General features: G+C 46.2%; 9 protein-coding genes. 7 read left to right on the top strand and 2 right to left on the bottom strand.

Features of this window, described 5'->3' with window-relative positions; genetic code table 11:
• Positions 1-192 precede the first annotated feature (192 nt).
• Positions 193-1,923 carry a sensor histidine kinase gene (locus C0033_RS20490; RefSeq protein WP_103229771.1) on the bottom strand — a complete coding sequence of 577 codons (1,731 nt, stop codon included), beginning with the start codon at positions 1,921-1,923 and terminating at the stop codon, positions 193-195.
• On the bottom strand, positions 1,920-2,660 hold the full coding sequence (locus tag C0033_RS20485) for a response regulator (RefSeq protein ID WP_103229770.1): 741 nt from the start codon (positions 2,658-2,660) through the stop codon (positions 1,920-1,922). Before C0033_RS20485 ends, C0033_RS20490 begins: the two co-directional genes overlap by 4 nt.
• 236 nt (positions 2,661-2,896) lie before the next feature.
• Here C0033_RS20485 and C0033_RS20480 point away from each other — a divergent pair, with 236 nt between their 5' ends.
• The 7 genes from C0033_RS20480 to C0033_RS20450 all read left to right on the top strand — a co-directional run bounded on the left by C0033_RS20480 (position 2,897) and on the right by C0033_RS20450 (position 11,797).
• On the top strand, positions 2,897-3,817 hold the full coding sequence (locus tag C0033_RS20480; protein ID WP_103229769.1) for a sugar ABC transporter permease: 921 nt from the start codon (positions 2,897-2,899) through the stop codon (positions 3,815-3,817).
• Positions 3,817-4,656: a carbohydrate ABC transporter permease gene (locus C0033_RS20475; protein WP_103229768.1), complete on the top strand. Its 840-nt coding sequence runs from the start codon at positions 3,817-3,819 to the stop codon at positions 4,654-4,656. Before C0033_RS20480 ends, C0033_RS20475 begins: the two co-directional genes overlap by 1 nt.
• Positions 4,657-4,699: 43 nt before the next feature.
• Positions 4,700-7,018, top strand: a complete 2,319-nt coding sequence (locus C0033_RS20470; protein ID WP_103229767.1) for a hypothetical protein — start codon at positions 4,700-4,702, stop codon at positions 7,016-7,018.
• A gap of 149 nt (positions 7,019-7,167) precedes the next feature.
• On the top strand, positions 7,168-8,553 hold the full coding sequence (locus C0033_RS20465; protein ID WP_103229766.1) for an ABC transporter substrate-binding protein: 1,386 nt from the start codon (positions 7,168-7,170) through the stop codon (positions 8,551-8,553).
• An 88-nt stretch (positions 8,554-8,641) separates the two neighbouring features.
• Positions 8,642-9,499 carry an MBL fold metallo-hydrolase gene (locus C0033_RS20460; protein WP_180994834.1) on the top strand — a complete coding sequence of 286 codons (858 nt, stop codon included), beginning with the start codon at positions 8,642-8,644 and terminating at the stop codon, positions 9,497-9,499.
• 282 nt (positions 9,500-9,781) lie between these two features.
• Positions 9,782-10,759 carry a 2-hydroxy-3-oxopropionate reductase gene (gene garR, locus C0033_RS20455; RefSeq protein ID WP_146043802.1) on the top strand — a complete coding sequence of 326 codons (978 nt, stop codon included), beginning with the start codon at positions 9,782-9,784 and terminating at the stop codon, positions 10,757-10,759.
• A 138-nt stretch (positions 10,760-10,897) separates the two neighbouring features.
• Positions 10,898-11,797, top strand: a complete 900-nt coding sequence (locus tag C0033_RS20450; RefSeq protein ID WP_103229763.1) for a dihydrodipicolinate synthase family protein — start codon at positions 10,898-10,900, stop codon at positions 11,795-11,797.
• The last annotated feature ends 35 nt before the right edge of the window (positions 11,798-11,832 follow it).

The following is an 11,832-nucleotide window of genomic DNA, read 5'->3' as shown; positions in this document are numbered from 1 at the left end:
GGTGAAGTTTTGCGTTGCACGTCCAAATAAATCTGTTTGAGCGGCTTCATCGCGAGTTTTTATTTGGACGTGCAACGCAAAACTTCACCGCCTTAGTGAAACTAAACTCCTGCAAATGCAATCTGCATCCTTCCCATTCCCGCCCGGCCCGCCTTCCCCCGATCCCATCCCTTCCTGGCGTTTCCCCCGCCATTATAGATTTTCCGCAATCCCCCCTATTTCCACGATGGTGCCCAGGCCTTTTTTGCTCCATAATTTCATATATCCGTCCGGATAGGACAGGCGTACGCGCTGGCATATGTTTTTCAGTCCGATATGTCTGCCGGAATCCTCTACCTGGTCGTCCATAATGCGGAGGCGGAGGTCCCTGAGGGTTTCGGGGCTCATTCCAAGACCGTTATCGATCACAGAAAAAACAAGGCGTCCTTTTTTCTGTCGGATCTTTATTTTGATCTTTAATTCTTCCGGAGAAGAAAGCCCGGAATGGGAGATGGAGTTTTCAATAATCGGCTGGAGCATCAGGCGGAACATAGGCATGGACAGAACTTCCGGGCGGTAGTCCCATATAACCTGAAACTGTTCGCCTAAGCGGCAGGTCTGAAGGTCGATATAACTTTTTGTGACCTGGATCTCTTCCTGCACCGTCACCTTTTTCATCGGGTCATCCAACGCATAGCGGAGAAGGCCGGAGAGGGCTGAGATCATGTGATTGGCCGGCGTGGGTTTCCGCCCGATTTTCAGCACTTCCAGATCAATGCTCTGCAGGGTATTAAACAGAAAATGAGGGTTCAGCTGATATTGGAGAGCAGAAAGCTGAGCGGTGGATAACGCGTATTTCTTCGCATCCAGCTGCACTTTTAAATACGTCTGGGACATAAACAGGTTGATGATGTTGTTGATAATGTGAAAATAAGCGTGGTTCTTCATTTTGACCGGAGTCAGAGGCTCGAACTTTCCTTTTTCCGCATTTTCAAACAGTTCGATGATTTGGAAAATCTGGTTATAATCCCTCATGGTATAAAAATAAGCCAACACCGAGGAGAGAAGAATGCTGAGCAGGCCGGCCAAAAGCGTGAGCTTTAAGATGGTGTTGCTCAGTTTAAAGACTTCTTTTTGAGGGATCAAGGATTGATAGCGGAATCCATAAATGCCCGGAAAGGTTCCGGCATTATAAAAATAACCGTCCACGATGGAGTTGACCGGCGCGCCGTTTTCCAGAAAGGAAGCGGCCTTAGGTATCAAATCCGCATTTTTATTGGAAAAGAGCACTTGTCCGTTGGAATCGGTGATGAAAAGTCCCTGTCCGTCATAATCGGCGATGGAATCCAGCCAGTTATTAAAATAATCCTGGCGTATATTGACCGCCATCAGTTCCTTGTATTTCAGCCGCTGGTAAACGGTGACAACAGGAATTGTATGGGTATCGAATTTATTTTTTTTAATATTCCGCACTTTAACGGCAGTGGAATCCTCCATGTCGGGGGCATCGCCCGCCCATGTGCTGTCCGCGGCTTCGCTAAAGGATTCCCGGTAGATTCCGTTGATAAAATAAGGGCTTCCCTCTATGGTGATGAAAATGGACTGAAGATAAGGTTTTGTGCTCTGCGCATAATAAAGATTCTTCATGGAACGGACCAGCTCTGCCGAGCTTCCGGTTTCGTCGGAACTGCTGCCCAGGGCGCTGATCAGTGCCAGATGCAGGCGGGAATCGGAATTTACCGATACCTTGTAAAATTCCAGGGTTCCTGTCAGCTCTTCCAGATATTGAGCAATCAGTTCCGTGGTGGATCTCGTGTTTTCCCGGGCCTCTTTTTTTACCTGCATGTTGATATAAAAGATTGAAATAAAGGCGAAAATGCAGATGGGAACCAGGGTAAGGCTGATAAACATTCTGAATTTGGAACAAAAATACTGACGTTTCATAGGCTTTTGTCCTGTTCGCGGAATTCCCTTGGAGTCTTGCCGCAGTATTGTTTAAATGCCCGGGAAAAATTCTTAGGATTGTCATATCCGATTTCCGAGGCGATCTCGTAGGTTTTCAAAGTTACATCTCTAAGCAGCTTGGCGGCCTTTTCCATCTTCACATCCAAAAGGTATTCGGAAAAATTGATGCCCTTTTTACGCTTAAAAATCTTGGAAAGATAGTTGGGGCTTAAACATACCAGCAGGGAAGCTTCTTCTAACGAAGCGTCTTTATAGTGTTCCTGCAGATATTCCGTCACCTGGTCTACGATCTGGTCATAATATCCCGCAAAGGGTTCGTCGATGGTTTTAACCCCTTTTACAAGATCCAGATTCTCTTTGATTTCCGTAAATATCTTGATGATATCCTCATATTTTACCGGTTTTAAGATGTATTCCTTTACGCCGAAACGGATTGCGGTGCGGGCGTATTCAAATTCCGCGTATCCGCTTAAAAGAACGGTATTTATATTCGGATAGTCTTTATAAAGCTGTTCGGCCAAAGCCAGTCCGTCCATCTTGGGCATGCGGATATCGCTCAATACGGCGTCCACGCAGCAGCGCTGTATATAGTCGAGCGCGCTTTTTCCATCGGGCAGGATGGCCGCCACCTGGAAACCGAGTTCCTCCCACGGATAGCAATAAGCCAGTCCCTCTCTGATATTTTTTTCGTCGTCAACGATGATTAAGTTATACACTCAGATTTCCCCCTATTGTATAAAGCTGAATAATTTTAAGCCGGCATAACTGCTGCAAAACGATAGATAATGATACCTTTTCACCGCTGGCAGTTCTTTCAATAAATTTCAAATAATTATATCATGATTATATGATAACAGTTGGGAGGGCGGGAAGATGCCTTCCCCTCTGAATGGTTACATTATATGAGATACGGCAGAAAATGTAAAGCAAGCGAACGTTAGGAGAGGTTTGTATGAAAAAAAACAAAGCGGCGTCTGTGCCGAAAAAACAGTGGAAATTAAAGGATTTCAGGGGGCTTTTTTATATTTCGCCCTGGCTTATCGGGTTTTTGTGTCTGCAGCTCTATCCGTTTTTATCATCCCTTTATTATTCCTTTACCCAGTATAATGTTTTGGGGGCACCGAAATTTATCGGGCTTAATAATTATATCAGGCTGTTTACCATTGATCCTGATTTTAAAAAGTCCATCCTGGTAACGCTGGAATATGCGCTGATATCCGTTCCGGCTAAACTATTATTCGCTCTTTTGATTGCAATCGTGCTGAATATGAAGCTAAAGGGAATCAACCTGTGCAGGACTGTCTACTATATTCCGTCCATACTGGGCGGCAGCGTGGCGGTTTCCGCATTATGGCGCCTGATGTTCATGTCGGACGGCATCTTAAATAAGCTGCTGGCCTTGGTGGGGCTTCCGGCGGTCAACTGGCTGGGGCAGGCGGGAACGGCCATGTTTACCATCTGTCTTTTGCAGGTTTGGCAGTTCGGCTCTTCCATGGTGTTATTTTTGGCGGCATTGAAACAGATTCCTATGGATCTGCACGAAGCGGCCAGCATTGACGGAGCGGGGCGGGGAAAACGGTTTTTCTATATTACGCTGCCGATGATTACGCCCATCATTTTCTTTAACCTGATTATGCAGTCCATCAATGCGCTTCAGAATTTCACTTCCGCATTTGTCATCACCAACGGAGGGCCTTTAAAATCCACCTATCTGATCGGGATGAAATTATATACGGAGGGCTTCAGCAACTTTAAGATGGGATATGCATCTGCAATCTCCTGGGTGCTGTTTGCCATTGTTTTGGTGTTCACCATGTTTATCTTTAAATCTTCGGATGCATGGGTCTATTATGAGGATGGAGGTGACTTCTGATGAAACGTGAAAAAAAATATAATGGGCTGGCTTATCTTTTATTGGTTGCAATTGGGCTGGTTATTACGTTTCCTTTTATGTGGATGATTTTTGCCTGTTTTAAGTCCAATGCGGAAATTCTGGGGTCTACCAAATTGCTGCCATCCTCTTATTCGATGGACGCATTTATCAAAGGCTGGAACGGCGTGGGAAATATCACATTTGCGACGTATTTTAAAAATACCTTCCTCATGGTGGTGCCTACGGTGATCCTTACGGTATTTTCCTGCTCCTTTGTGGCATTTGGATTTGCCAGATTCCGTTTTCCTTTCAAAAAATTATGTTTTGCGCTGATGATTTCCACACTGATGCTTCCAAATTCAGTGATCATTATACCGAGATATTTGATCTTCAATAAGCTGGGGCTTTTAAATACATACTGGCCGTTTTATCTGCCGGCGGCATTTGCCTGTTTTCCGTTTTTCATCTTCATGATCGTTCAGTTTTTAAGGGGGGTTCCGAGAGAACTTGATGAGGCGGCATACATTGACGGGTGTTCTTCTCTAAGGCTGTATTTTAAAATCCTTCTGCCTTTGATTAAGCCGGCTTTATTCTCGGCAGGGCTGTTCCAGTTTATGTGGACGTGGAACGACTTTTTCAACACCCTGATCTATATCAGTTCGGTAAAGAAATTCCCCGTGTCTTTGGGGCTTCGCGCATCTCTTGACACCGCTTCCCAAGTGCAGTGGGACAAGGTTATGGCGATGTCGTTAATCAGCATACTTCCGCTGATCGTATTGTTTTTCTTTGCACAGAAGTATTTTGTAGAAGGAATCAGCACAACCGGACTGAAAGGCTAACACGTACAAAATACCGCCCAGGCGGCAGAAAAGAGGAATAGAGATGAAAAAAGCAATCCATTTTGAAATTGTGTCCCGATATAGAAAGGATAAAGAACCGGCCAGCACGGCCGTGCCCTTCGGACAGGGAGAACTGAGGCCGGAGGAGATTCGTTTTTTAACGGTTAACGATGGAAAAAAAGAGTGCCAGGCTCAGTTTAAAGCCACCGCATTCTGGGGAGATGGTTCCGTAAAATGGCTGCTTCTTCATTTTTTGGCGGATCTGCCTGAAAATGAGGAAACGGATTTTTATCTGGAGCTGTCGGAACATGGAATCGAAGCGATACAGGAAAATACGGTGAGGATTCTGCAGGAAGGAGAATGCACCATTCTGGATAACGGTGCGGTTCGGGCGGAGCTGGCGGCTCCTGGCAGCTGCTGTATGTTTGAACGCATCGTGACTGCGGACCATATCTATGGAAAAGAGGAGATTGAGGGCCCGGTTATGGTGGACAGAGAAGGCCGGGAGTACCGGATTGAACTGGATCAAAACGGCTGGGAAGTGCTGGAGAGCGGCCCGGTGAGGGCGCTGGTGAGAGCCGGAGGAAAACACAGGGGAGCGGACAAACAGTGGTTTGATTTTACCCTGCTTCTGACTTTGTGGGCCGGAAAACCCTGGATCAATCTGGACTATCAGTTCATCAACTGCGAAGACGACCCTCATGCGCAGGAACGGAAACAGATGGAGCTGAACAATGAACAGGCCGGGCTTAAATACGACAAGGACTATCCGTATGAGGAAATCCGGTCCATCCGGCTGGCGATCCGTCCATCGGGAAGTAAGGAGAAGATAGGGCACGGCATCTATACATCCAGTTTTAATTTCCATTCGGAAAAGGCGACGGAGAAGGAAGAACTTCAGGAGCTGATCACAGCGGATACTGTGGTGAATACGGCCAATGAAATGTTTCCTGAGGTGCTGTTCAGCATTTTTACAGCGGATTGGAATAACGGAGATTATGCGCTTGCGGCCGGTATCTATCAGGCCTATCAGAACTTTCCGAAAGCATTGGAGACTTCTAAAGACGGCATTGTGATCAATCTGCTGCCGGATGCGGGAAATCCGTTAAAAGTGCCTCAGGGAGTGGCAAGAACTTCCAGATGTTATCTTTATTTCCATGATGTAGAATTAGATGACAGAATGCTTGTGGACCGCGCCCATCAGTTCGAGATGCCTGCGGTGCCGGTTCCGGAAGCGGAATGTTATATGAGCTCCAGGGTATTTGGACAGTATGTGTCGGACCACTATCATTATGCGACCGAGCGTTTCTTATACAGGTACGTGGATTCCAGGGCAAAAGGGCTTGGAATGCTGAATTTCGGAGACGGGCCGGAGTGGGAATATATTAAGCAGGGACGTTCTAAGGGAGAGCTGATCTGGATCAACAATGAATACGATATGCCCCATAATTTTATGATCATGCTGGCCAGAACCGGGGACCGGAGATATTTTGATTATATGAAGGCCGGGGTGGAACACTGGTACGATGTGGACCTCTGCCACTACAGCAACCAGCCCAACAAACAGGGACTTTTATATACCCACAGCGTAGACCACATCAGCGGCCAGCCGGTTCCCAGCCATCAATGGGTGGAAGGATTTTTGGACTATTACCACATGACCGGCAATCCCAACGGATTGGAAGCGGCCAGGTCGATCGGCGAGGGCCTTTTGAAATTGATGGAACTTCCCATCTATCACACCACAGCCACCGTGGAGCCGAGGGAGATCGGCTGGGCGATGAGGACATTTGTGGCGCTTTATAAGGAAACTTACGAGGAAAAATGGCTGGATGCCTGCCGCCCGATTGTGGACGTGTATATCAGGTGGGCCGAGGAACAGGGAAGCTGGACCACACCGTACCCGGATAATTATCTGGATCGGGTTCCGTTTATGATGCATGTGGGAATCGTGGGACTTTACCAGTATTATGAGATATGTCCCGTCGAAAAGGTGAGGGATACCATTATGGTGGTGATCGGAGATATCATCCGCCATTGTTATATTAAGCGAGCGGATATGTTTTTCTGCAAGCAGCATCCGGCAGTCCGGTTCCTGAATTTAAATGGAATGGTGCTGGAGAGCTTGGCCATCGCTTTTGAACTCACCGGAAACCGCGGCTACATCGAAAAGGGGCTTGGAATGTTTCAGTGGATTACTGTGGAAAACCAGCCGCCGATATACGATTTTTCCAAATACAAAGAAAATGAATACACCGTAATCTACAACTGCCCGGCAGGGCCGAAGCGGTGCGCCCAGACGCTGCTTCCGCTGCTTCACTATTACCGCTATGCATTTGACCTGGGCGTTATCAAAAACTAGGTAAATAGTGATACCTTTTTGCGGTTTGGAGTCATATTTTGTAACTGTAAAACTTGCTATAATGGGAATATCAAATTGCTGAATCAAAGTAATAGGAACTGGGGTTCCAAAGATGAAAGTTGCCGTTTGCACGGCAGAAGGAGGTATTTATGAGAAAAATGAAACGGTTGGCAGCTCTTTCCATGGCGGGGTTAATGGCAGTGACGGGGTTAACTGCATGCTCCGGCTCCTCGAAGGACACTGGGGCAGCCACACAAACTGCGGCCGCAGACAAAACAACAGAGGCGGCAGCTGCTTCTTCTGAAGCTGCATCCACGGAAGCGGCGAAAACAGAGGAACCTGTTACACTGCGTTTTTCCTGGTGGGGCAATGATGAAAGACATGAAAAGACATTGAAGGTAATCGAGATGTATCAGGAAAAACATCCCAATATCACCATCGAACCGGAATACAGAGGTAAATCCGAGCGCGAAAAGGTGGCAACCGAGCTGGGAAGCGGCACCTGTGCGGATATCGTGCAGCTGAATCCGCCGTGGATGGGCGATTTTGTGGCAAACGGAGACTTCTTTGTGGATCTCGGCCAGTACGGATATGACGTGGATGGATTTGACAAAAACTTAATTGAGGATTATTGTACATATAACGGAACTTTAATCACACTTCCAAGCGGTTTGAATGCAAGAACCTATCTTATGAACAAGACAAAACTGGACGAGATGGGAATCGCCTGCGATATGGACACCAAATGGACCTGGGACGATGTGGTAACCATCGGAAAAACCGTTCATGAGAAAAATGAAGACATGTATTTCTTAAACGCTGATAAAGTGGATCTTGTGGAATTTGTAATGCGCCCGTACATCATTCAGAAAACAGGAAAATTCCTGATTGACGACAGCTTCGAACTGGGATTTACAAAAGACGACCTGAAGGAAGCTTTGGACTATGTGGCTAAATTATACACAGAAGGAGTTGTCCTCCCTGCATCAGAAGGAAATACGTTCTTAAACGCTGTATGGACCAATCCGGACTGGATTAACGGCAACCTGACATCTGAATTATCCTGGACCTCTTTAATGGCAGGAGCAATTTCCGATTCTCAGGATACCTATGTGACAACCACTCTTCCTGTAAGGGAAGGCGCTGCGGACACATCCATCGTGGTGAAACCGTCTCAGCTGTATGCGGTTGTGAAAACCAGCGAACATCCGGCGGAAGCAGCTGATTTCCTGAACTTCCTCTTAACGGACGAAGAAGCCGGCAAAGTGCTGGGCGACTGCCGTGGAGTGCCGCCTTACAAGGCTGTACAGGACATCTGCATGAGCGAAGGAATTTTGGATGAAAATATCATCATCGCAACACAGTATGCTCAGGAAAATGCCGGTTTATATGAGAATACGGCTTCTACCAATGCGGAAATCACAGCCGTGCTTCAGGATGCCGTGGAAACGGTTTCCTATGATGCGTCCAAAGTAGACCAGGCTACAGATCAGGCGATGCTTTTGATCGAGGATATTTTATCAACCTTAAAATAATGGAATGGATGAAAAGAGCCGTTTGTATGCGGCTCTTTTCGCTTTTCAACACGGAATGCAAATGTATGAAACGGAGGTAAATTTAAATATGAAATATGCATGGTATAAAAAAGGAACGGAACTGTTAAACGATTTAAAAGAAACAGTGGTGCCGGAACACATGATGGCATTCTGGTATATCGGGCAGATGGGAATGGCGGTGAAAGGGGCGGGAATTACCCTTTGCTTTGATCCCGTGTTAAATGATCTCTGCAGCCCGGACGGAACCAGCCGGAGAAATTATGAGCCGCCTTTTAGCGGGGAGGAATGGACGGGATTGGATTATGTGATCTGCTCTCATAATCATGCGGATCACATTAATCTAAAGACCCTTCTGCCGCTGCAGCAGGCCAATCCGTCGCTTCAGTTCATCGTTCCTGCGCCGGAAAAAGAGGTTTTGACTGACGGTGGAATCAGGCCGGAAGCGGTGATTGGAGCCAAAGCGGGGGAAGTGATTTTCCTTAAAAACGGTGTCTCTGTTCATCCGGTGGCAGCAGCCCATGAAACTTATGTGACGGACGAAAATGGAGATCAAAAGAATCTGGGTTATGTGCTGGAGGCGGACGGGATCACCATGTATCATGCGGGGGACACCATGGTTACGGATCGGCTGATCCGCGATCTGGAACCATTTTCCCGGATTGATTTGGCCTGCATTCCGGTGAATGGAGTGGATACGGAACGCCATGGGCGGGGGATTATTGGCAACATGGACTGCCGGGATGCGGCTTATTTTGCATGGAGGATCGGAGCGGATCTGACGGTGCCCATGCATTACGATATGGTTGTGGGGAACGGAGAAGATCCTCTGATATTTGCACGGTATATGCAGGAGATGTATACGGGGAAGAAGTACAGGATTATGCAGCTGGGGGAGATGGGATTAGTCCGGGCCCGCCTTCTATGAAAGATGCATTAATTACTGGTGATTTCACGGACAGAAATTGTGAAATGTTTTTGCCGGTAAAAGGACTGGACACAGCTTTTCAGGCTTTTTCAGTGTAATATTTTGTGTTTACAGATAAACAATTCAGGGGAAAACGTTTCGTTGAAATGCGGATGAAACTAAAAAGATGAGATTTTGTTTCATAAAATGAAACGTTATCTATTTCGCTTAAAAATATAAAGTCAGTTTGTAAAAACCGCCGATTGCATTTCCGGATTCTGCAATCTATAATCAGGACATGAGATGAAGCTTGGGGTTGCCGGACGGCGGTTTCGGGCCTCATCATGGAAACTAAACAACCAGTTATTCGAACGATTGAAAGGAAGAGGTATTAAAATGAAAGTTGGATTTATCGGTTTAGGAATCATGGGCAAACCTATGAGCAAAAATTTAATTAAAGCAGGATATGATTTAGTAGTATGTGATTTTAATAAAGACGCAGTTGCAGACGTAGTTGCATGTGGAGCAGCATCCGCAGAGAATGGTAAAGAAGTTGCAGAGCAGTGTGATGTAGTTATCACTATGGTTCCAAACTCCCCACACGTTAGAGCAGCAGTTTTAGGCGAGAACGGCGTAGCTGACGGAGCAAAACCTGGCACAGTAGTTATCGATATGAGCTCAATCGACCCAACCGAAAGCAAAGCAATCGGCGCTGAATTAGCTAAAAAAGGCATTGAAATGATGGACGCTCCTGTATCAGGCGGAGAGCCAAAGGCAATCGACGGAACTTTATCCGTTATGGTTGGCGGTAAGAAAGAATTATTTGACAAATACTATGATTTATTAATGGTTATGGCTGGTTCCGTAGTTTATGTTGGTGAATTAGGTTCCGGTAACGTAGCTAAATTGGCAAACCAGATCGTAGTTGCTGTTAACATCGCAGCTGTATCTGAAGCATTAACATTTGCTAAAAAAGCCGGCACAGACCCGGAATTAGTATATCAGGCAATCAGAGGCGGTTTAGCAGGATCTACAGTTATGGATGCAAAAGCTCCTATGATGTTAAGCAGAAACTTCAAACCTGGATTCCGTATCGAACTTCATATTAAAGATCTTAACAACGCATTAAATGCAGCTCATGCGATCAGCTCTCCAGTGCCGTTAACAGGACAGTTAATGGAAATCATGCAGGGATTAAAGGCTGACGGTTATGAGAAAGAAGATCATTCCAGCATCGTTAAATATTACGAGAAGATCGCTAATACAACCGTTGAATCATAATTGATTTAAATGCCGCTAAGGCGGCGGAATGAGAGGAAAAGGGAAAGAAAAAAAGCTTCTTTCCCCCAGAGTTTGAGCATCTGCTTAAACTCCCTTTCATATTTAAGTGCCGCTAAAGCGGCGGAATGAGAGGAAGATATGAATACAGATTTCATAAAGGGTGTTGTCGTTCCGATTCTTACTCCAATTGATGAGAACGAAATGATCGATGAAGTGAAGTTAAGAGAACAGGTTGACTATGTAATCGAGGGCGGTGTGCTGGGAATTCTGGCATTTGGCAGCAATGGTGAGTTCTATGTGATCGAGGACGACGAGATGGAACGCGGCCTGAAGATCATGGTGGACCAGGCGGCTGGAAGAGTTCCGGTATACTTCGGTATCGGCGCCATCAGCACAAAGAAATGCTGCCGTCTTGCCAAGATGGCCGTTGCCAACGGTGCAGCAGGCATTTCCGTATTGCAGCCAATGTTCCTGAAACCAACGGAAAAAGAATTATATGAGCATTTTAAGACAATTGCTGAAGCAGTTCCGGAAACACCGATGCTGTTATACAATAACCCTGGAAGAGTTAACTATACATTGTCCGGAAACCTGGTTGAGCGCCTTGCTCATGAAGTGCCTAATATTGTGGGAATGAAGGATACCAGCGGCGATATTACTCAGACATCTGAATTTATCCGCAGAACCAGAGACGTTGGATTTAAGGTATTTGGCGGCAAGGATACACTGTTATACGCTTCTATGTGCCATGGCGCAGTGGGCGGTGTATGTACAGCGGCTAACTTTATGCCTGAACTGATTACAGATGTATATAACAAATACGTTGCAGGAGATCTGGAAGGATCTTTGGAAGCACAGTTTAAACTGAATCCGGTAAGACTTTCCATGGACCCGGCAAGTTTCCCTGTTGCAGCAAAAGATATGGCTAATTTAAGAGGAAGGGATATCGGAGTTCCGTACAGACCAAACCTGGCGACTCCGGAAGGTCCTGTGCTTGAAAATATCAAAACAGCCATGAAAAATGCAGGATTGATCTAATTTTATAAAACAAGCTGAAATACATAACAGACCGG

The sequence above is a fragment of the Clostridium sp. chh4-2 genome, from assembly GCF_002899675.1.
Classification (GTDB): domain Bacteria; phylum Bacillota; class Clostridia; order Lachnospirales; family Lachnospiraceae; genus CHH4-2.
The sequence above is the reverse complement of the archived record's forward strand: the minus strand, read 5'-3'. Positions and strand labels throughout refer to the sequence as shown.